Genomic DNA, 20,055 nt, shown 5'->3' on the forward strand with positions numbered 1-20,055 from the left:
TTGAGAATTGGTCGCAATTAGGTGTCGTAATGTATCGAACCTGCGGCCACCACTCGTCGGCGGCGGCCGCCGCGTTCAGAACCTGAAGTTCAGGCTCAGCCAGATGCTGCGCGCCTTGTCCTTGTTGTTGTAGTCGTCCTCCACCAGCACTTCGGCGGTGTTGTCTTCGTAGACGCCATCGCCGTTGAGATCGGTGAACTGCACGTGGTAGGTGGTGAAGTCGCGGTCGAGCAGGTTGTTGATGCGCGCGTTGATGGTCAGCCACTGCGTGGCTTCGTACGATGCGCCCAGGTGCAGCACGCTGTAGTCCTTGTAATAGCGCGGCTGGCCGGTGACGCTGCTGGTGCCGTTGTAGCGCCTGGAACGCGCTTCGGCGGTCAGGAACAGGTTAAAGCGGTCGCTGGCCTGCCAGTCGAAGGTGGCATTGGCCATGTGCTTGGCGGTCAGGCCCAACGGCAGCCCCTTGCCGACACCGCTTTTCTGTTCGCTGTCGGTGTAGGTGTAGTTGGCGCGCAGGCCGAACCGGTCGCTGATCTGCCAGCGTCCCGCTACCTCGGCGCCCTGGATGATCACCTTGTCGATGTTCACCGTGCGCGTGCTGCTGGCGTAGCCCAGCTCGGCATACTCGCCGCTGGAGGTGCAGGGCTGGGTCAGCGTGGGGCCGCAGGGCTGGCTGCTGATCTTGTCGTTGAAACGGTTGTGAAACAGCGTGGCGTTGAAGTTGTGCCCCTGCGGATGCTGCCAGTACACGGCCAGCTCGGTGCTGGTGCTGGTCTCCGGCTGCAGGTCCGGGTTGCCGAACATCGGTGAGGTGCCCTGGCCGCCGAAGCCGGTGACGCCGTCGTACAACTGTGTGGTCTTCGGGGTCTTGAAGCCGGTGCTGACGCCGCCCTTGATCGTCCACTGCTCGCTGACGGTGAACACACCGTACAGGCGCGGACTGAGGTGGCTGCCGAACACCTGATGGTCGTCGTAGCGCAGGCCATAGGTGACGGCCAACGGGGCGAGTACGGTCCAGGTGTCCTCGGCGAACAGCGAGTACATGTTGTGCTCCTGTTTCTGCCCGGGCGTGCCGCGCTCGGTCCCGAACACGCCGTCGGTGAGTTCGCCGCGGATCACCTGCGCGCCGACCACGGCCACGTGCTCGCCGGCAGCCTGGAACGGAATGTCCAGCTTCGCGTCCAGCGTGTACTGCGCGCTTTCCAGCGTGCGCTTGGGCCGGGGCAGGAAGGTGGACGCTGCCAGCGCACGTCGCTCGTCCAGACTCATGCCGGCGTACGGACCGGTGGCGTCGATCATCTGCAGCAGCTGCCCGCGCTCGGCGACCGTGAACGGCATGGTGCGGCCGTCATTGTTGGTCTCCACGTGCGAGAGCGAGACCAGACTGTTGCCGAAGGACCACTGACCCTCATGGGTCACGGCCCAGGCATCGCGGGTGAAGGTCTGGGTCGGGCCGTAGCCCACGCGCGGGTCGGCGCGGCGCGACCAGTTGCCGCCGTTGGTGCGGCACGCGGCGGCGTTTGCACCGGTCGCGCCACGGCAGAAGCTGCTGCTGCGCCAGATGCTGCTGAGGCTGTCCACCGTGCCGACCGGATACTCCTCTTGACCTGCATCGTTGATCTTGATGGCGTTGTCGTATTCCTGCCGCGAGGCATCGTAGTCCAGCGTCAAGGTCTGGTTGTCGGCGAGGTTCCAGGCCAGGCTCAGGCCGCCAGCCTTGTTGGTGTTGTCCACTGTCTTGCCGCCCGCGCCGAAGCCCAGCGTACGGCTGTGGGTGACGCCGCTGGGGTCGGTCACCGGTGCGTATACCGGGTTGGAGGCGTCGCGGTCATACCAGCTGGCGCGCGCGCTGAGGTTGAGCACGCCGGGCAGCAGCGGGCCGGTCACATACAGGTCGGCGGTGCTGTCATCACCGAACTGGTCGTCGGTCTCGAAGGTGCGTGCCACGGTTACCGAGCCGCTCCAGCGGTCAAGCGTGCGCTTGGTGATGATGTTGATGACACCCCCCATCGCATCGGCGCCATACAGCGTCGAGGCGGGGCCACGGATCACCTCGATCCGCTCGATCGCATCCAGCGGCGGAATGTGGTTGAACTGGTTGCCGCCGAAGTTGTTCGGGTAGATGTCGCCGTGATTGTTCTGGCGGCGACCGTTGATCAGGATCAGCGTGTAATCCGAGCCCATGCCGCGCATCGAGATGCTGCCCTGGCCGGTCTTGTCGCGGGTTTCGCCAACATCGACGCCTTCCAGGTCACGCACGGCATCAAGCAGGGTCATGTAGGGACGCCTGGTCAACTGTTCCTGCGTGATGACCGAGATGCTCGCCGGCGCGTCGGTGATTTTCTGCTCGAAGCCGGACGCGGTGACCACGACCGTATCCAGGGTCTGCGGCGCGCCGCTGGCCGCGACCTCAGCAAAGGCGGGAGCCGACAGCGCGGTGAACAGGGCAGTGTTGAGCACGGTACGGGAAACGGACACGCAACGACGATGGCGCTGGGCCATGGCAGGAACCTCGAAGGATGAAAGGGCCGCGCGCAGGCGGCTTGGTCAGGGCGAAACCCTGTGTGGCTGTCACGGATGGGGGGGGGCGGTGCCGCAGCAGCGTGCGGACGGGTCGGACAGGTCAGGCCCGCGGCGGGGCCTGGCCGCGCTGTACACGCCGCCCGGGTCGCTCCTGGGCAGAAAAACCAGCACCGGCGCGCGGCCAGACGGTGGCAGGAACCGGCTCCACCAGCACTGCCAGCAGCGCCAGCTGCGACCAATGTCCGTTGACCAGCAAGGCCGGTCCGTCCAGCTCTGCGGTGTCCTCGCGCGTTGGCGCAGACGGAGCACGGCGCAGCTTCGCCGGCTCCGGTTCCTGGGGACGGTCATCACCGCTGCCCTCACCGGACGGTACCGGAAGCGACATCGATGCAGCGGAGAATCCGCGATCGTCCGATGGACTGTGCAGCGCGGGCACGCTGACCAGCAGCAGCGCCAACAGCACGAGCCACGCCAGCAGCACAGCCGGCGTCGGCCGCTGTCCGCGCATGGCGGTACCGAGCTGATGTGGGCGGTGTGGATGGCGCAAGGCAGGTGTCCCGGAGGGAGGTCGACGAAGCGAGCACTACGGGGCGGGAGTGTAATGAAATGTTACTGGAGGTGCAAATGAGAACCGTTAGCAGATGCGAGCCGTCCGCGACACGCACAGACGCTGCTCACGCTCGCCGCGGGCCAGGCCATCGCGTCACCGCGCAGGGCGGCCCGGTCAATCCCGGTCGTCGCGGGTCCAGATCGCGTCATGTTCCCGTTTGACCGGGAACTTCGGCACCGGGCTGTAGGCCGGCGCGCACAGGGCCCGCCCGTCGCGCACGTCGAAACGCGCGCTGTGCAGAACGCATTCAATGCTGCCTTCAGCGGTGTTGAACTCACCCGAAGACAACTCGAATTCCTCGTGTGTGCACTGGTCTTCCAGGGCGTACAGATCACCGTCCAGGTTGAACACCACGATGGGCGTGCCGGTGACTTCGTCGAACACGCTCTTCATTTCACCGGGCAGCAGTTCGGCACCGGCGCAGACAAAGGTCCAGGTATCGCTCACGAGCGCGTCCCCGCCAGCGGCTTTTCCAGGATTTCAAAGCGCAGGTCATCCCGCCTGGGCGTGCCGAAGCGTTCATCGCCGTAGGGGAAGGGTTTTTTGATACCCGTGCGCACATACCCACGCCGCTCGTAGAAGGCAATCAGTTCGTCGCGCACGTCGATCACCGTCATCTGCATCACCGGTACGCCCCACTGGTGATGCGCGTGGGCCTCGGCCGCTGCCAGCAGTTGCTTGCCGATGCCACCTCCCTGCTGGGTCGGGTCAACCGAGAACATGCCGAAGTAGCCTTTGCCCTGCTCGTCGGCCACATGCGCGCAGGCGAGCAGCTGCCCGTCACGTTCGGCAAGCAGGATGACCGAGCGGGGCCGCGCGAGGTCGGCCTGCAGTCCTTGTGCATCGATGCGGGCGCCGTCGAGGAGATCGGCTTCGGTGGTCCAGCCCGCACGGCTGGCGTCACCCCGGTAGGCGGAGGTGACCAGTTCGATCAGGGCGGGAATGTCGGCTTCGGTGGCCGAGCGGAAAGTCAGTGTGCTCATGCGCCCATTCTAGGCGCGCCGGGAACGAAAAACCCGCAGACTCCCGCCCTGGGTAGGTGACGACCGTTGGTCGTCACGCTCCTGCGTTGGGTGCTGCGGTGGCCCGGAAGCGGGACGACCAACGGTCGGCACCTACCACAGCCGCGGCGTCGGCCGTTCCCGGCAGGGCATCGGTCCGGGTAGGTGACGACCAACGGTCGTCACGTGCCGCAGCTCGGCGCTGGGTGCGGCGGGGACGGCGGCCTGGCCGGTCAGGCCAGCAGCCTGCGGACCTTGTTCAGCGCTGCGATGAAGCGCTCGATTTCCTCATGCGTGTTGTAGAACGCCAGCGAGGCGCGACACGTCGCCGCCACGCCGTAGTACTGCAGCAGCGGGTGCGCGCAATGCTGGCCCGAACGCACTGCCACGCCTTCGAGATCAAGCAGGGTGGCCAGGTCGTGCGCGTGTGCACCTTCGATCAGGAACGACACCACGGCGGCCTTGTCGGGGGTAGTGCCGAAGATCCGCAGGCCCTCCACCTTCTGCAGCTCTTCGGTGAAGTGCGCCAGCAGTTCGGCCTCACGTGCCTCCACCTGGGCAAGGCCCAGCGCCTGCAGGTAATCCACCGCTGCACCCAGCCCGATGAAACCGGCGATGTTCGGCGTGCCGGCCTCGAACTTGTGCGGGGCCTCGTTGAACACGGTGCCGTCAAAGCTGACTTCCTTGATCATCTCGCCGCCACCCAGGAACGGTGGCATCGCCTGCAGGTGCTCGCGGCGCGCCCACAGCGCGCCAGTGCCGGTCGGCCCACACATCTTGTGGCCGGTGATGGCATAGAAGTCGCAGCCGATGGCCGTCACGTCGACCTTGCGGTGGGGCACGGCCTGTGAGCCGTCGACCACGGTGACGATGCCGCGCTTGCGGGCCTCGCGGCAGATCTCGCGGACCGGATTGACCGTCCCCAGCACGTTGGACACGTGGGCTACCGCCAGCAGCTTGACCTGCGGCGTCATCGCCGTGCGCAGGGCATCCAGGTCCAGCGCGCCTTCCGGGGTGATCTCGGCCACGCGCACGGTAGCGCCGGTGCGTTGTGCCACCAGCTGCCACGGCACGATGTTGGCGTGGTGCTCCATGCGCGACACCAGAATCACATCGCCGGGCTGCAGCCGGGGCAGGGCCCAGGAATAGGCGACCAGGTTCAGCGCGAAGGTCGTACCACTGCACAGCACCAGTTCGTCGCCGCGCACATTGAGGAAGCGCGCCAGCTTGCTGCGCGCACCTTCATAGGCGTCGGTGGCCTCGGTGCCCAGCGCATGCACTGCACGGCTGACATTGGCGTTGTAACGACGGAAGTACTCGTCCACCGCGCCGATCACCTGCACCGGCTTCTGCCCGGTGTTGGCGTTGTCGAAGTAGACCAGCGGTTTGCCGTGGACTTCGCGCATCAGCAGCGGGAAATCGGCGCGCACGCGCTCCCAGTCGGGCTGCTCGCCGACGACGGCCTGCGGGTGCAGGGTGGACTGGCTCATGCAACGCCCGCCTCGGCCAGGGCACGATCAAGCTGCTGTGCCAACTGCGCGCGCAGCGCCTCCGGCAGCACCTTCAGCGGCTCGTGACAGAACGCCGCACTCAGCAGTGCCTGCGCCTGATCCTGCGGCAGCCCGCGCGAACGCAGGTAGAACAGCGCATTGGCATCGAGCTGGCCCACGGTGGCACCGTGCGCTGCCTTGACCTCCTCGGCGTCGATCACCAGCGTGGGCTGGGTGTCGATCTCGGCGTCGGCCGACAACAGCAGATTCTTGTTGGACAGGTTGGCGTCGGTACCGTCGGCACCCTCACGGATGTGGATGCCGCCATGGAACACCACGCGGCTGCGGTTGGCGGCCACGCCGCGCCACAGCAGCTCGGCATTGGTATCGCGGGCGATGTGCTCGATGCCCAGACGGGTTTCAACGTGGCGGCGGCCCGTGCCCAGCAGCACGCCGTTGGCAGTCAGGTGGGCGTTGTTGCCCTCCAGCCGCACATTGAGCTCGTGGCGGCCAAGCCCGGCGCCCAGTTCGAGGTCGACCCGGTGGTACTGCGCATCGGCGGCCAGCACCGCGTCGGTGCGCAGGAAACTGGTCTGGCGCGCGCTGCCGGCCTGCAGGCGGGCGTGCTTGAGGCTGGCGCCGCGCGCTACATGGGCGTGCAGCACGGTGTTGTCCAGGTGGCTGGCCTCGCCCACGCCCAGGCGGTGTTCGACCAGGCCGAGGCTGGCGCCAGCGCGCAGTTCCACCAGGTGGCGGTGATGCCAGGCCAGGTCCTGTTCGCCGGCCACGCTGATGAAGACCAGCTGCAGCGGGATCTCCACCTGCACACCCTCGTCCACGCGCAGCACCACGCCCTCATCGGCCAGCGCGGCATTGAGGCGGGCGAACACCGCCTCCCGGTGTTCGTAGCGGCGGGCGAGGAAACGGGCGCTTTCCTCGCCAGCGGCCAGTACGGCCGACAGCGGCTCCAGCTGCACACCGGCCGGCAGGGCATGGGTGTCGCTGAGCGCGTCGTGCAGACGGCCGTTGACGAACACCAGGCGTGGGCCGGGAATGTCACCCACCAGCTGCGCATCCACCGTGGGCGGCGCCAGCGGCGCAGGGGCGAAGCTGCGGCGTTCCAGCTGCCGCAGGGAGGTGTACTTCCAGGCTTCGCTGCGTGCGCCGGGCAGGCCGTCGCGCAGCGCGGCATCAAGGACGTCGCGGCGTGCATCGCTGCCGCAGAATGCCTGGGCCATCGAATCGAGCAGCGCGCTCATCAGACCGCCGCCTCCGGCACCACACGATCCTTGAGGAAATCGTAGCCGTGCGCTTCCAGTTCCAGCGCCAGTTCCGGACCACCGGATTTGACGATGCGGCCATCGGCCAGCACATGCACCACGTCCGGCTTGATGTAGTCGAGCAGACGCTGGTAGTGGGTGATGACCAGGAACGAGCGATCACTGCCGCGCAGCGCGTTGACGCCGTCGGCCACGCTCTTGAGCGCGTCGATGTCCAGGCCGGAGTCGGTCTCGTCCAGGATCGCCAGCTTGGGCTCGAGCACGGCCAGCTGGAAGATCTCATTGCGCTTCTTCTCACCGCCGGAGAAGCCTTCGTTGACGCCGCGGTGCAGCAGCTCGTCCTTCAGGTGCAGCACGGCCAGCTTCTGCCGCACCAGCTTGAGGAACTGCATCGAGTCCAGCTCGTCTTCGCCACGCGCCTTGCGCTGGGCATTGAGCGCGGCGCGCAGGAAATAGGTGTTGTTGACCCCGGGAATCTCCACCGGGTACTGGAAGGCCAGGAACAGGCCTGCCGCGGCGCGGGCCTCGGGCTCCAGCGCCAGCAGGTCAGCGCCGTCGAAGGACACGCCGCCTTCGGTCACTTCATAGCCTTCCCGGCCGGCCAGTACATTGCCCAGCGTCGACTTGCCAGCGCCGTTGGGTCCCATGATGGCGTGCACCTGGCCCGGTTTCACGTCCAGCGACAGGCCCTTGAGGATGTCCTTTTCGCCGATGCGGGCGTGGAGGTTTTCAATCTTCAGCATGATACGAATCCGAGATGGAGCCACGCCATGCGTGGCTGAACAATTCAAACGAAGAGGCGTGTCGGCTCAGCCGACCGAACCTTCCAGCGAGACTTCCAGCAGCTTCTTGGCTTCAACGGCGAACTCCATCGGCAGCTCGCGGAACACCTGCTTGCAGAAACCATCGACGATCATCGACACCGCATCTTCCTGGCCGATGCCGCGGGCCCGGCAATAGAACAGCTGATCGTCGGAGATCTTCGAGGTGGTGGCCTCGTGCTCGACGGTGGCAGCCGGGTTTTTGACCTCGATGTACGGGAAGGTGTGCGCGCCGCACTTCTTGCCGATCAGCAGCGAGTCGCACTGCGTGTAGTTGCGCGCGCCGTCGGCGCCGCGCTCGATCCTGACCAGACCACGGTACGTGTTCTGTCCGTGGCCGGCGCTGATGCCCTTGCTGACGATCTTGCTCTTGGTGCGCTTGCCGACGTGGATCATCTTGGTACCGGTGTCGGCCTGCTGGCGGTGGTGAGTCAACGCGACCGAATGGAACTCACCCACCGAATCATCGCCGAGCAGCACGCAGGACGGATACTTCCAGGTGATCGCCGAGCCGGTCTCGACCTGCGTCCAGGTAACCTTGCTGCGCGCACCACGGCACTCGGCACGCTTGGTGACGAAGTTGTAGATCCCGCCTACGCCATTCTCATCGCCGGGATACCAGTTCTGCACGGTCGAGTATTTGATCTCGGCATCTTCCAGCGCCACCAGCTCGACCACCGCGGCATGCAGCTGGTTCTCATCGCGCATCGGCGCGGTGCAGCCTTCCAGGTAGGACACGTACGCCTTGTCCTCGCAGATGATCAGTGTGCGCTCGAACTGGCCGGTGTGACCGGCGTTGATGCGGAAGTAGGTGCTCAGCTCCATCGGGCAGCGCACGCCCTTGGGAATGAACACGAAGCTGCCATCGGAGAACACCGCCGAGTTCAGCGCGGCGAAGTAGTTGTCGCCGACCGGCACCACGCTGCCCAGGTACTGACGCACCAGCTCGGGGTGTTCCTTGATCGCCTCGGACATCGAGCAGAACACGATGCCTTTCTCGGCCAGTTCCTTGCGGAAGGTGGTGCCCACCGAGACCGAATCGAACACCGCATCAACGGCAACGCCGGCCAGCTTGGCACGCTCGTGCAGCGGCACGCCCAGCTTGTCGTAGGTATCCAGCAGTTCCTTGGGTACCTCATCCAGCGAAGCGTACTTCGGGCCCTTCGGTGCGGAGTAATAGCTCAGCGCCTGCAGGTCGATCGGTGCTATCTCCAGCTTGGCCCAGTCCGGCATCGGCATGGTCAGGAAGTGACGGTAGGCGTCCAGCCGCCATTGCGTCATCCATTCAGGCTCGTCCTTCTTGGCCGACAGGGCGCGGATGGTGTCCTCGTCCAGGCCGGGAGGCAGCGAGTCCGATTCGATCTCGGTGATGAAGCCGGCCGAATACTTGCGCCCCAACTGCTCGTGGATCTCACGGTTGGGGGTGTCTTCGCTGGCGGTGGTTTCGATGATTTCGGTGGCCATGGGGGCTGCCTGTGGATCAGGAGACGACATCGACCGCGATGCGTCGCGGAGGATGGTCGGCAAGGGGAAGAGGGGGCAGGATCTGTGCCAGGGTGACGCTGCGCAGCGCTTCGGAGACGACGTCGTTGATCAGACGCCAGCTGCTGCGCGCGCCACACTTGGGCGCCATGCCACACTGGTGCTGCTCGTGGCTGCATTCGGTCAGGGCCAGCGGCCCCTCCATCGCTTCCACCACGTCGCACAGCGAAATATCGCCAGGTGCGCGGGTGAGCCGGTAGCCGCCACGCACACCGCGCAGGCCTTCGACCAGCCCGGCCTGGGCCAGCGGTTTGAGCACCTTGCTGACGGTGGGCGGCTCAAGGCCAGTGAATTCAGCCAGCTCGGTGGCGCTGAGCACATCGCCCGGACGGACGGCGAGCACGGTCAGCACCACGGTGGCGTAGTCGGTGAGCTTGGTGACGCGGAGCATGGCAATGCGGCGGGTTATCAAAGCGGACCGAAATTGTACGCTTTTCTCCGTGCGCATCCAAGGGGCGCATGACGCGGGCTGTTGCAGCCAGTAACGCCCTCGGGGCCGCCATGCTGCCGGTTGACGATGATTTTGGCAATCACGAAGATTAAGCGAGAATCAACGACTCCCCATCGCACCAGGACGCGCCGCGCCCATGCCGAAGAAGATCCAAGCCCGCAGGTCGGCCATCCATGGCAACGGCGTGTTCGCCGTGGCACCGCTCAAGCAGGGCGAACGGGTGATCCAGTACAAAGGTCTGCTGCGCAGCCATGCCGACGTGGACGCTGACGACACCGGCGATGTCGAAAGCGGGCACACCTTCCTGTTCACCCTCAACGATGACTACGTCATCGACGCCAATTACCGCGGCAATGATGCGCGCTGGATGAATCACAGCTGCGAGCCCAACTGTGAGGCGATCATCGAAGAAGACGAAGACAAGGACCCGCGCCAGGACAAGGTATTCATCGAAGCGCTGCGCGATATCGCGCCCGGCGAAGAGTTGACCTACAACTACGGCATCACCCTGGCCGAGCGCCACACTCCCCGGCTGAAGAAGATCTGGGAATGCCGCTGCGGATCGCCCAGATGCACGGGGACCATGCTGCAGCCCAAGCGCTGATCGGGCGCTCGCCGGGCAGATCCCGGCGCTACGAACATCGCGCTCCGGTAGGTGACGACCGTTGGTCGTCACGCCGTCGCCCTGGAGCGTGACGACCAACGGCAGGACGCAGCAATGAGGCATGCAGGGCAGGTAATGAAGAGCATGGGTGCAGTGCGGGCCGGTCGGCCGGTGGTAGCCGGGGTCCTACCGCGCGTCGCGTAGAGCCGGGCTCTGCCCGGCTGCCTTTTTTCGTCAGTTGCCGAGCATACCGGCCGGCACGAGCGCACCCAGATCCTGATTGAAGGTCACCTGCAGACGGCCGTCCCTGACCTGCGCCGACTGCACCTGCAGCGCGCCCAGCATGCCAGCCACCGCCGGGTCGAGGCGGTAGATCGGCTCACGCTGTGCGTAGTCGCCCAGCCAGGCGTTGAGCAGCGTGCGCGTGCGCGCATCCAGACGGCCACCCTGCTGGGCGGGGATGAACTCATCCAGCGTCGGCTGCTGCAGATGGAAGCCCTGGGTCTGGGCGTCGTACCGCAGGCCACTGCTCAGCTCGACGGTGCCCAGCCGGGTGGGCGCGCCGCCAGCGGTGGCCATCGCCACATCCATGCCCAGTTTCAGCCGCTCGCCGGCGGGCAGGGCGAGCTTCGGCTGGCTCAGGGTCAGTTGCAGCAGGCCGCCCAGCGCATCCTGGTTGCGCGGGAAACTCTGGTCGAGGTACTGCTGCACGTCGGCGGCGCCCACCGACAGCTGGCGTCCTTCGATCGTCGGTGCTGCCTGGGCGCCGACAGCAGCTGCCACCAGCGCAGCGGAGAGGACAAGACGGGTGAGCAGGGGGCGCAGGGACATGGCGGGGCATCCAACGAAGGTAGGCAAGAAGATAGCCTGACGTGCTGAATCAGGCATGCACGAGCAGTGCCGCGCTACTGCAGGGCAGGCTGAAGCTGGGCGGATTGGATCAGCCAGCCATCGCCTCCAGGTCCGGGCACCAGCCGGTACCAGCCGCGATAGGTGAAGCTGCCGTGGGCGGTCGCCGCCCGTATCACCACCGGGACTTCGAGCAGGCGGCCCTGGCGCGGGTCGTCGCGTACGATCGGCGCGTCGGTGGTCACCCGCAGGCGCTGCACACGCGTAAGTGCATGCAGCGCCGCATCGTCGCGCGTGTTGCTGTCGTGTTGCCAGTAACGCCCGATCGCGTCTGCATCGCGACGCAGCACGGCAGCGACGTAGTCACGCACGACGCGGCCCGGGGAGCCTGTGGCACCGGGAGCAGTCCGGGAAGGTTCTGCCCCGGGTGTTGTCCCGCCGAGCGCGACGGCGTCAGGACGGTCGCGACGGGCGCGCGCCTGTTCTTCGGCGCCTTTGACTTCTTCCCGCTGCGGCAACGGCGTCGGCGCCGATCTGGAGCAGGCGGTGAGCAGCAGGGGGCCGAGCAGCAGCGACAGAGACAACGGCAGGAGAAGGCGCATGGCCGGGCGTCCAGCGGCAGAGACCGCCAGTGTAGCCATCGCCGGCTCAGCGCGGTCGGTGCAGGGCGTCCAAGGCGTCCAGCGCGTCGCCGATGGTCGTGGCGTGTGCGCTGAGCGGGTGCTCGGGTTCGTCGGCATGACGATGCACTACGTCGCGCAGTACCTGGGTGGCAATGAGCACGGCCGCGCGCTCGTCACCGCTGAATCCTGGCAGGCGGGGCGCATTCTCCAGCAGCCGCATCCAGTTCTGACGGGCGCGGTGCTCGAGTTCAATGGTGCATCGGCCGGCGCACTGCAGGCCGTCTTTCTCGATCGGGGTGACCGTCAGGCGGTAACGGGTGGAGGTGCTGGACATGGCTGCGTGCTCGGGCGGGGTGTCCAACCACCTTAGGTGGCCCGATCACTGGCGGCGACGGCCAGGAACGCACGCAGTGTTCCATCGCACCCGGGGGCCAGGGGAACGCCCGCGCCCGCCCTTGTGCAGCAAGGTACTGTCCGCACACTGCGTCTGCGGCAACGCTGTGTTGCGCACCTGTGCGAGGGCCAGAAACGCGGACGGGACGGCGCAAAGGCCGTCCCGTCCGCGCAGAAGCCGGTTGTCGGCGCGCTTACAGCGCGGCGTCCTTGAGCTTCTTGAGCGGGCGAACCTTGAGCTTGGTGGTGGCCGGCTTGGCGGCGAACCACTGCTCTTCCTTGGTGAAGGGGTTGATGCCCTTGCGCTTCGGCTTGGCCGCAACGCTCACCGTGGTGATCTTCAGCAGACCCGGCAGGGTGAAGCTGCCAGCGCCCTTCTTGTGCACGGAGGCCGAGACAGCGCTTTCCAGCGCAGCCATCACAGCGCGCACGTCCTTGGCGACGACACCCGATGCTTCGGCGATGTGCGCAACCAGACCAGACTTCGTCAGAGCTTCCTTGATCGGCTTCGGAGCGGCCGGCTTGGCAGCTGCCTTCGTAGCGACTTTCTTCACTGCCTTCTTCGGGGCAGCCTTCTTAGCGGTCTTTGCCATGGTTTCCTGTTCCGTGAACGGTTGGTTGTATGTTCGCGCCGAACACCGCTCGGCAAGCGCAATGTAGGGCAACAATGCAGCCCCGCCAATAGGGCGAACGCAGAAATTCCGGCTTTTTTGCCTTGGTTCGACCTTCGTCGCAGCACGCGGGACCTGCGCCTGTGCCGCCTGGTCTCCTGCAGGACCGGGCGCGAACACTTGAAAAACAGGGGGATGCGGCCGTTCGGCGCGCTGCAGCGCGGCAGCCGGTCTGATCGGCGACCGTTCGTCGGCGCGTCGACGCATGCCCGATGCAGCGGCCACATCGTGCTAACGCGCCGCTGCGTAGGGTGTCCGTGTCTACCACCGAAGGAGTCCGCTGATGGGTATTTCGCGCCAAGCCAATGCGCACTGGGAAGGTGACCTGAAGACAGGCACGGGACAATTGAGCACCCCGCAGAGCGGTCTGATGGACAAAACGCGCTACGGCTTCAACAGCCGGTTCGGCGAGGAAAAGGGCACCAACCCGGAGGAGCTGATCGCCGCCGCACACGCCGGCTGCTTCACCATGGCGCTGTCGGCCAAGCTCGCTGAAGCTGGCTTTACCGCCACCTCGCTGGATACGGTGGCCAAAGTTGATCTGTCCACCGAAGGCGGCCCGCAGCTTTCGCAGATCACCTTGACCCTCAAGGCAGTGGTGCCCGGCATCGAGGCCGCACAGTTCCGCGCGATCGCCGATGACGCCAAACAGAACTGCCCGGTTTCCAAGGCGCTCAGTGCGGTGCCGGTGACCCTGGACGCCAACCTCGCCTGAGCGGGGCCCAGCGCTACGCAGCCGGCCCCCGGCCCGGCTGCTACCGCTCAGGTCCAGTCGATGCTGCCGCGGATAACGGTCTGTACCTGACCCCCTGACCACACCTCGCCATCGGCGTCCACCTGCAGATGCAGCTGCGCGTCGTGGCCCACCTCCCGGCCCTGGCTCACCTGCAGCCGTCCGCCAGCCGGCAAGGCGCCGCGCAGATCCAGCCACGCGGCCAGAACTGCGTTGGCCGCCCCGGAGGCCGCGTCTTCGAAGCGCCGACCGTTGCCGACGAACGCGCGTACTACCAGATCGTTGTTGCCGTCCTCGCAGCGCGCATAGGCGAACACGCCCATGCTGCCGCTCTGCTCGGCCAACGCTGCTACTGCGTCCCAGTCCGGCTGCAGACCACGCAGGTGAGCCTCACCGCTCACTTCCACCAGCCACCAGCTGCGCCCACCGACCATCAGGGCCGGCGGCAGGGTGCCCAGTGACCAGCCGGCGATGGCGGGGCCGAGCTCGTCTGCGTTGGCTTCGCGCTCAAGCCGCGCCCGCGGTGTGCGGATCGCAATGCGGCGCAGCGGGCCGTCATTTTCCACGCGCAGCGGCAATTGACCCGCGATGCCGTCCTGGACCAGCACGCCGTCCACCGGAACCGCCAGGCCCGCTTCCAGTACGGCGTGTGCAGTGCCGATGCTGGGATGCCCGGCGAACGGCACCTCCTTCTGCGGGCTGAACATGCGCAGCCGGTAGCTGGTGCCAGGCTGCTGCGCGGGAAGCACGAACGTGGTTTCCGGCAGTCGCGTCCAGCGCGCAATAGCCTGCATGGCGTCGTCGTCCAGCCCCTCGGCGTCCAGGACCACGGCCAGCGGGTTGCCAGCGCCGGGCCGGGGAGAGAAGACATCCAGTTGCAGGAAACGACGCGCGCGCATGGGCTGGGCTCGGGCTGTAAAGACGGGGCCGCAGCTTAGCAGCGTGGCCGCCCGGCTGGGCTGTCGGTAATGGCTGCCCATTCGGCGTGGATCAAGGCTTAGAATCGAAGGTTCCGCCCCCGGGCGGTCCCCTCCACAATGCATAAGCCTATCCATGTCAGCTTCCCCCCTTGACGATCGCTGGATCGTATTGAAGTTCGGCGGCACTTCGGTGTCGCGCCGCCACCGCTGGGACACGATCGGGAAGCTGGCGAAAAAACGTGCGGAAGAGACCGGTTCGCGGGTGCTGGTGGTGGTGTCGGCCCTGTCCGGGGTCACCAACGAGCTGACCGCCATCGCCGACGGCGCGGCTGACAGTGCGCAGCGCGTCGCGGCGCTGGTGGAGCGTCACCATGCGTTTCTGGCCGAGCTGGAGCTGCCGGGCAGCGTGCTGCAGACCCGGCTGGACGCACTGCAGGCGTTGCTGGCCGACCCGCGCGCAAGTTCGCGCACGCTGGACTGGCAGGCCGAGGTGCTGGGCCAGGGCGAGCTGCTGTCCTCGACGCTGGGCGCGGCCTACCTGCACGCCAGCGGCCTTGACATGGGCTGGATGGACGCGCGCCAGTGGCTGGACGCATTGCCGCCGCAGCCGAGCCAGAGTGCCTGGTCGCAGCGCCTTTCGGTGAACTGCCAATGGCGCTCGGACAAGGAGTGGGGCACGCGCTTCAACGCGCAGCCGTCCCGCCTGCTGATCACCCAGGGCTTCATCGCCCGCCACGCTGACGGTGGCACCGCCATCCTTGGCCGTGGCGGCTCGGATACCTCGGCTGCCTACTTCGGTGCGTTGCTGGGCGCCAGCCGTGTGGAAATCTGGACCGATGTGCCCGGCATGTTCAGTGCCAACCCGAAGGATGTGCCCGACGCACGCCTGCTGACCCGGCTGGACTATTACGAGGCACAGGAAATCGCCACCACCGGCGCGAAGGTGCTGCACCCGCGCTCGATAAAGCCGTGCCGCGACGCCGGTGTGCCGATGGCGATCCTGGACACCGAGCGCCCCGAGCTGCCCGGTACCAGCATCGACGGCAGCGCCGCACCGGTGCCGGGCGTCAAGGCGATCAGCCGTCGCAACGGCATCGTGCTGGTGTCGATGGAAGGCATCGGCATGTGGCAGCAGGTCGGCTTCCTGGCTGATGTGTTCGGTCTGTTCAAGAAGCATGGGTTGTCGGTGGACCTCATCGGCTCGGCCGAGACCAACGTGACGGTCTCGCTGGACCCGTCGGAAAACCTGGTCAACACCGACGTGCTGGCTGCTCTGTCGGCCGATCTTTCGCAGATCTGCAAGGTCAAGGTCATCGTGCCCTGCGCGGCGATCACCCTGGTCGGCCGCGGCATGCGTTCGCTGCTGCACAAGCTGTCCGATGTGTGGGCCACGTTCGGCCGCGAGCGTGTGCACATGATCTCGCAGTCGTCCAACGACCTGAACCTGACCTTCGTCATCGATGAAACCGACGCCGACGGCCTGCTGCCGATCCTGCATGCCGAGCTGATCGACAGCGGTGCGATGCCGGTGGAGGAAACCGAAGTGTTTGGTCCGCGCTGGCGCGAAATCGCCGGTGCCGTGCGGCCACGCGAGACGCCCTGGTGGCGTGGCCAGCGGGCACGGCTGCTGCAGCTGGCCGAGGTTGGCACGCCGCGCTATGTCTACCATCTGCCCACGGTGCGCGCGCGCGCCCGCGCGCTGGCCGCGATCACGGCGATCGACCAGCGTTTTTACGCGATCAAGGCCAACAGCCACCCGGCCATCCTGCAGTTGCTGGAAGCTGAAGGTTTTGGACTGGAATGCGTGTCGCAGGGCGAGCTGGACCACGTATTCAACGTGTTACCGGCGTTGTCGCCCTCGCGGGTTCTGTTCACCCCCAGCTTCTGCCCGCGCGCGGAGTACGAAGCCGCGTTCGCGCGGGCGGTGACGGTCACGGTGGACAATGTCGAAGCCCTGCAGCGCTGGCCGGAGCTGTTCAGCAACCGCGCGCTGTGGTTGCGCGTGGACCTGGGGCGCGGCGAAGGCCACCATGCCAAGGTGCGCACCGGCGGCAAGGATTCGAAGTTCGGCCTGCCCACTGCGCGCGTGGACGAGTTCGTCCGCCTGGCCACCGAGCTGGGCAGCCGGATTGTCGGCCTGCATGCCCACCTGGGCAGCGGTGTCGAGACCGCGCAGCACTGGCGCCTGATGTGCGATGAGCTGGCCGGCTTTGCCCGCCGCATCGGCAGCGTGCAGACCATCGACATCGGCGGTGGCCTGCCCATTCCGTACAGCGACGAGGATGAGCCGTTTGATCTGCAGGCGTGGGCCGAAGGCTTGGCCGAGGTCAAGGCGGTGCACCCGGCATTCCGCCTGGCCATCGAGCCGGGCCGTTATCTGGTGGCCGAGTCGGGCGTGCTGCTCAGTCGCGCCACCCAAGTGGTGGAGAAGGATGGCGTGCGCCGGGTCGGCCTGGATGCGGGCATGAACACGTTGATGCGCCCGGCACTGTACGACGCCTGGCATGACATCGAGAACCTGAGCCGTCAGGGCGGGTATGCGGAGGCGGCCTTCGATGTGGTCGGGCCGATCTGCGAATCCAGCGATGTGTTCGGCAAGCGGCGCAAGCTGCCGGTCTCCACCGCCCCTGACGATGTCATGGTGGTGGCTGATGCCGGTGCCTACGGCTATGTGATGGCGAACACGTACAATCAGCGGTCGATGCCGCAGGAGGACGTGATCGAATGAGCCGTGCCTGCCACCATCCGCCCGTTGCCTGCGCCGCGCGAAAACGCGCCTGATCCGGACACTCCATGACTGCTTTTGATAAACACCAGGTCGCCTGCTTCCGCTTTGTCGGCTGCGATTTCTCGGCCGACACCGGCGTAGCCCGGCTGGTCTATGCCTTCGACGATGGCCCGCAGATGGTCGAGACGGTCACCATTCCCGGTGCGCCGTTCCAGCTCGACGGCGAGCGCGCGGCCGCCGTGCAGCGCGCCCTGCAGCTGCTGCACCTGATCGCCGGGGTGAGTTACTACAAGGCCGGGGTTCCAGAGACGGTCCGCATCGACAGCTACAGCGTTGATGCGGAGACCGCGGCGCTGGTGGAAAGCATCTACCTCAACGGGCTGGGCGAGTTCGCCTACCGCAACGGCCTCAACCTGCGTGGGCGCTTCCGCCTGCCCGTGCAGGGCGAGCCGACAGCGGCGCCGGTCCTGGGCCTGCGCCCGCACGCACTGGTGGCCATCGGCGGCGGCAAGGATTCACTGGTGAGCATCGAAGCGCTGCGTCGTGCCGGTGTGGACGAGACAGTGACCTGGATCGGCGGTTCGCAGCTGATCCGCGCCTGTGCCGAACGCACCGGCCTGCCCACGCTGAATCTTGGGCGTACGCTGGCCCCTGAGCTGTTCGAGCTCAACCGCCAGGGCGCCTGGAACGGGCACATCCCGGTCACGGCGGTGAACTCGGCGATCATGGTGCTGGCCGCGCTGCTGCAGGGCGTGGACCAGGTGGTGTTCTCCAACGAGCGCTCGGCCAGCTATGGCAGCCAGATTCCCGGTACCGGCGAGGTCAATCACCAGTGGTCGAAGGGTTGGGCGTTCGAGCAGGCCTTCGGTATGTATGTGCAGCGTCAGGTGGCAGCCGATCTGCAGTATTACTCGCTGCTGCGGCCGATGTCCGAGCTGGCGGTGGCGCGGCAGTTCGCCAAGAACGATTTCTACGACGCGCATTTTTCCAGCTGCAACCGCAATTTCCATATTCTCGGCGAGCGCCCGGTGAACCGCTGGTGCGGCGTGTGCCCGAAGTGTCACTTCGTGTTCCTGGCACTGGCGCCGTTCATGCCCAAGCCTCGTCTGGTGGGCATCTTCGGCCGCAACCTGCTGGATGATGCCGAGCAGGCCGCCGGGTTTGATGCGCTGCTGGAGTTTCAGGACCACAAGCCGTTCGAGTGCGTGGGCGAGGGGCGTGAGTCGCGCGCGGCGATGGCCGTGCTGGCGCAGCGTCCGGAATGGAATGAAGACGCGCTTGTGAACCGCTTCTGCAATGAGATCCAGCCCAAGCTGGATGCCTCCGAACTGGCGTTGGCCCCGCTGCTGGTGCTGCAGGGCGAGCATCGCATTCCGGCCGCACTGTGGGACGCGATCCGTGCAGATTTCGCAGCTTGACGGCAAGCGCGTTGCATTATGGGGCTGGGGGCGCGAAGGCAGGGCGGCATTTGCCGTTCTTCGCGCCCGGCTTCCATCGCTGCCGCTGACCCTGTTCTGTCCGGCCGCTGAGGCCGAGGCGGCCCGCGCTGAAACCGCAGGTGCGTTGACCGTACTGGGCGAGCCCGATGCCGCTGCGCTGGGCAGCTTCGACGTGGTGATCAAGTCGCCTGGCATCAGTCCCTACCAGCCGATGGCACTGGCTGCGGCGGCGCAAGGGACGGTCTTCATCGGCGGTACCGCGCTGTGGTTTGCCGAACATGCCGGTGCCGACGGCGTGGTGCACGACACTGTCTGCGTGACCGGCACCAAGGGCAAGAGCACTACCACCGCGCTGCTGGCGCATCTGCTGCGCGCGGCCGGCAAGCGTACCGGGCTGGCCGGCAACATCGGCCTGCCGCTGCTCGAAGTGCTCGACGCACAGCCCGCGCCTGAGTACTGGGCGGTGGAGTTGTCCAGCTACCAGACCGGCGAAGTCGCGCGCAGTGGTGCGCGGCCGCAGGTAGCGGTGGTGCTCAACCTGTTCCCTGAGCATCTGGACTGGCATGGCAGCGAGCAGCAGTACGTGGCCGACAAGCTGCTGCTGGTCACTGCGGCCAACCCGAAGATCGCCGTGCTCAACGCGGCCGACCCACATCTGCGCAACCTTGCACTGCCGCACAGCGACGTGGTCTGGTTCAACCAGCCGCAGGGCTGGCACATGCGCGGCGAAACCGTGTTCCGCGGTGAGCAGGCGGTGTTTGATACCCGTGACACGCCGCTGCCAGGCCGCCATAACCGCGGCAACCTGTGTGCGGTGCTGGCCGCGTTGGAGGCACTTGGCCTGGATGCGGTGGCGCTGGTGCCGGCTGTCCAGCAGTTCTGTCCGCTGCCCAACCGGCTGCAGCAGATCGGCCGCGCGGCAGGGCTGCTCTACGTCAACGATTCGATCAGCACCACACCGCATGCCAGCCTGGCTGCGCTGGACTGTTTTGCCGGCCAACGCATCGCGCTGCTGGTGGGCGGGCACGACCGTGGCCTGGACTGGAGCGATTTCATCGCGCATATGGCGCAGGACGAACCGCCGCTGGAGATCGTGACGATGGGCAGCAATGGGCCGCGCATCCACGCGATGCTGGCTCCGCTGGCCGCAGCCGGGCGCTTTGGGCTGCATGCGGCGCAGGACCTGCCCGAGGCCATGGCACTGGCGCGCAGCGCGCTGGGTGAGCAGGGTGGGGTGGTGCTGCTGTCGCCGGGTGCCCCCAGCTTTGGCGCCTATCGCGATTATGTGGCCCGTGGCCGGCACTTCGCCGAGCTGGCAGGCTTCGACCCGGACAGCATCAGCGCCATCTCTGGCCTGGGCATCGCCTGACCCCACGT

General features: G+C 66.6%; 19 protein-coding genes. 5 read left to right on the plus strand and 14 right to left on the minus strand.

All coding sequences use genetic code 11. The features are described 5' to 3' along the window. Window positions 1–75 precede the first annotated feature (75 nt). The 9 genes from RZA67_RS04010 to RZA67_RS04050 all read right to left on the minus strand — a co-directional run bounded on the left by RZA67_RS04010 (window position 76) and on the right by RZA67_RS04050 (window position 9,658). Window positions 76–2,502 (minus strand): TonB-dependent receptor, encoded by a 2,427-nt coding sequence (locus RZA67_RS04010; RefSeq protein WP_317211313.1) that lies wholly within the window; start codon window positions 2,500–2,502, stop codon window positions 76–78. Between the two features lie 121 nt (window positions 2,503–2,623). Next, entirely contained in the window at window positions 2,624–3,031 is a 408-nt protein-coding gene (locus RZA67_RS04015; protein WP_317211314.1) for a hypothetical protein, read from the minus strand. A gap of 216 nt (window positions 3,032–3,247) precedes the next feature. Continuing rightward, a complete protein-coding gene (locus RZA67_RS04020) occupies window positions 3,248–3,580 on the minus strand; it encodes a non-heme iron oxygenase ferredoxin subunit (RefSeq protein ID WP_317211315.1) in 333 nt (110 codons plus the stop codon). Further along, the gene (locus RZA67_RS04025) at window positions 3,577–4,116 is read right to left on the minus strand and encodes a GNAT family N-acetyltransferase (protein WP_317211316.1); all 540 of its coding nucleotides are present in this window, start codon (window positions 4,114–4,116) and stop codon (window positions 3,577–3,579) included. The genes RZA67_RS04020 and RZA67_RS04025 overlap by 4 nt, the downstream gene beginning before the upstream one ends. Window positions 4,117–4,367: 251 nt before the next feature. After that, complete coding sequence (locus tag RZA67_RS04030) at window positions 4,368–5,624, minus strand: cysteine desulfurase (RefSeq protein WP_317211317.1); 1,257 nt, start codon at window positions 5,622–5,624, stop codon at window positions 4,368–4,370. Continuing rightward, window positions 5,621–6,883, minus strand: coding sequence for a Fe-S cluster assembly protein SufD (gene sufD / locus RZA67_RS04035; RefSeq protein WP_317211318.1), 1,263 nt, complete (start codon window positions 6,881–6,883; stop codon window positions 5,621–5,623). Before sufD ends, RZA67_RS04030 begins: the two co-directional genes overlap by 4 nt. After that, a complete protein-coding gene (gene sufC / locus RZA67_RS04040) occupies window positions 6,883–7,647 on the minus strand; it encodes a Fe-S cluster assembly ATPase SufC (RefSeq protein ID WP_317211319.1) in 765 nt (254 codons plus the stop codon). Before sufC ends, sufD begins: the two co-directional genes overlap by 1 nt. Before the next feature lie 66 nt (window positions 7,648–7,713). Beyond that, window positions 7,714–9,189, minus strand: coding sequence for a Fe-S cluster assembly protein SufB (sufB, locus tag RZA67_RS04045; RefSeq protein ID WP_317211321.1), 1,476 nt, complete (start codon window positions 9,187–9,189; stop codon window positions 7,714–7,716). 16 nt (window positions 9,190–9,205) lie between these two features. Then, a complete protein-coding gene (locus RZA67_RS04050) occupies window positions 9,206–9,658 on the minus strand; it encodes an SUF system Fe-S cluster assembly regulator (protein WP_317211322.1) in 453 nt (150 codons plus the stop codon). A 196-nt stretch (window positions 9,659–9,854) separates the two neighbouring features. Between RZA67_RS04050 and RZA67_RS04055 the strand changes: the two genes are divergently transcribed. Continuing rightward, a complete protein-coding gene (locus tag RZA67_RS04055; protein ID WP_317211323.1) occupies window positions 9,855–10,322 on the plus strand; it encodes an SET domain-containing protein-lysine N-methyltransferase in 468 nt (155 codons plus the stop codon). 234 nt (window positions 10,323–10,556) lie between these two features. Here the strand turns inward: RZA67_RS04055 and RZA67_RS04060 are convergent, their stop codons facing one another. From RZA67_RS04060 to RZA67_RS04075, 4 genes are all read right to left on the minus strand, one after another. Further along, window positions 10,557–11,153, minus strand: a complete 597-nt coding sequence (locus tag RZA67_RS04060; protein ID WP_317211324.1) for a DUF1439 domain-containing protein — start codon at window positions 11,151–11,153, stop codon at window positions 10,557–10,559. A 74-nt stretch (window positions 11,154–11,227) separates the two neighbouring features. Further along, window positions 11,228–11,773 (minus strand): hypothetical protein, encoded by a 546-nt coding sequence (locus tag RZA67_RS04065; RefSeq protein ID WP_317211325.1) that lies wholly within the window; start codon window positions 11,771–11,773, stop codon window positions 11,228–11,230. Window positions 11,774–11,819: 46 nt separating this feature from the next. Further along, entirely contained in the window at window positions 11,820–12,128 is a 309-nt protein-coding gene (locus RZA67_RS04070) for a DUF3861 family protein (protein WP_317211326.1), read from the minus strand. A 253-nt stretch (window positions 12,129–12,381) separates the two neighbouring features. After that, a complete protein-coding gene (locus RZA67_RS04075) occupies window positions 12,382–12,780 on the minus strand; it encodes an HU family DNA-binding protein (protein ID WP_317213800.1) in 399 nt (132 codons plus the stop codon). A 361-nt stretch (window positions 12,781–13,141) separates the two neighbouring features. Between RZA67_RS04075 and RZA67_RS04080 the strand changes: the two genes are divergently transcribed. Beyond that, window positions 13,142–13,573 (plus strand): OsmC family protein, encoded by a 432-nt coding sequence (locus RZA67_RS04080; protein WP_317211327.1) that lies wholly within the window; start codon window positions 13,142–13,144, stop codon window positions 13,571–13,573. A gap of 47 nt (window positions 13,574–13,620) precedes the next feature. On the opposite strand, the gene RZA67_RS04085 is transcribed toward RZA67_RS04080, so the two are convergent. Next, window positions 13,621–14,490, minus strand: coding sequence for a PhzF family phenazine biosynthesis protein (locus RZA67_RS04085; RefSeq protein ID WP_317211329.1), 870 nt, complete (start codon window positions 14,488–14,490; stop codon window positions 13,621–13,623). A 154-nt stretch (window positions 14,491–14,644) separates the two neighbouring features. Between RZA67_RS04085 and RZA67_RS04090 the strand changes: the two genes are divergently transcribed. From RZA67_RS04090 to murD, 3 genes are all read left to right on the plus strand, one after another. Then, window positions 14,645–17,239 (plus strand): bifunctional aspartate kinase/diaminopimelate decarboxylase, encoded by a 2,595-nt coding sequence (locus RZA67_RS04090; protein WP_317211330.1) that lies wholly within the window; start codon window positions 14,645–14,647, stop codon window positions 17,237–17,239. Between the two features lie 65 nt (window positions 17,240–17,304). Then, complete coding sequence (gene murL / locus RZA67_RS04095) at window positions 17,305–18,657, plus strand: UDP-N-acetyl-alpha-D-muramoyl-L-alanyl-L-glutamate epimerase (RefSeq protein ID WP_317211331.1); 1,353 nt, start codon at window positions 17,305–17,307, stop codon at window positions 18,655–18,657. After that, a complete protein-coding gene (gene murD / locus RZA67_RS04100) occupies window positions 18,638–20,047 on the plus strand; it encodes a UDP-N-acetylmuramoyl-L-alanine--D-glutamate ligase (protein ID WP_317211332.1) in 1,410 nt (469 codons plus the stop codon). The genes murL and murD overlap by 20 nt, the downstream gene beginning before the upstream one ends. Window positions 20,048–20,055: the final 8 nt, after the last annotated feature.

The organism is Stenotrophomonas sp. C3(2023) (genome assembly GCF_032911385.1).
Lineage (GTDB): Bacteria > Pseudomonadota > Gammaproteobacteria > Xanthomonadales > Xanthomonadaceae > Stenotrophomonas.

Coding starts and splice junctions, on each gene's coding strand:
- RZA67_RS04010 (WP_317211313.1), bottom strand. CDS start 2,502: ATGGCCCAGCGCCATCGTCGTTGCGTGTCCGTTTCCCGTACCGTGCTC.
- RZA67_RS04015 (WP_317211314.1), bottom strand. CDS start 3,031: ATGCGCGGACAGCGGCCGACGCCGGCTGTGCTGCTGGCGTGGCTCGTG.
- RZA67_RS04025 (WP_317211316.1), bottom strand. CDS start 4,116: ATGAGCACACTGACTTTCCGCTCGGCCACCGAAGCCGACATTCCCGCC.
- RZA67_RS04030 (WP_317211317.1), bottom strand. CDS start 5,624: ATGAGCCAGTCCACCCTGCACCCGCAGGCCGTCGTCGGCGAGCAGCCC.
- sufD (WP_317211318.1), bottom strand. CDS start 6,883: ATGAGCGCGCTGCTCGATTCGATGGCCCAGGCATTCTGCGGCAGCGAT.
- sufC (WP_317211319.1), bottom strand. CDS start 7,647: ATGCTGAAGATTGAAAACCTCCACGCCCGCATCGGCGAAAAGGACATC.
- sufB (WP_317211321.1), bottom strand. CDS start 9,189: ATGGCCACCGAAATCATCGAAACCACCGCCAGCGAAGACACCCCCAAC.
- RZA67_RS04050 (WP_317211322.1), bottom strand. CDS start 9,658: ATGCTCCGCGTCACCAAGCTCACCGACTACGCCACCGTGGTGCTGACC.
- RZA67_RS04055 (WP_317211323.1), top strand. CDS start 9,855: ATGCCGAAGAAGATCCAAGCCCGCAGGTCGGCCATCCATGGCAACGGC.
- RZA67_RS04060 (WP_317211324.1), bottom strand. CDS start 11,153: ATGTCCCTGCGCCCCCTGCTCACCCGTCTTGTCCTCTCCGCTGCGCTG.
- RZA67_RS04065 (WP_317211325.1), bottom strand. CDS start 11,773: ATGCGCCTTCTCCTGCCGTTGTCTCTGTCGCTGCTGCTCGGCCCCCTG.
- RZA67_RS04070 (WP_317211326.1), bottom strand. CDS start 12,128: ATGTCCAGCACCTCCACCCGTTACCGCCTGACGGTCACCCCGATCGAG.
- RZA67_RS04075 (WP_317213800.1), bottom strand. CDS start 12,780: ATGGCAAAGACCGCTAAGAAGGCTGCCCCGAAGAAGGCAGTGAAGAAA.
- RZA67_RS04080 (WP_317211327.1), top strand. CDS start 13,142: ATGGGTATTTCGCGCCAAGCCAATGCGCACTGGGAAGGTGACCTGAAG.
- RZA67_RS04085 (WP_317211329.1), bottom strand. CDS start 14,490: ATGCGCGCGCGTCGTTTCCTGCAACTGGATGTCTTCTCTCCCCGGCCC.
- RZA67_RS04090 (WP_317211330.1), top strand. CDS start 14,645: ATGTCAGCTTCCCCCCTTGACGATCGCTGGATCGTATTGAAGTTCGGC.
- murL (WP_317211331.1), top strand. CDS start 17,305: ATGACTGCTTTTGATAAACACCAGGTCGCCTGCTTCCGCTTTGTCGGC.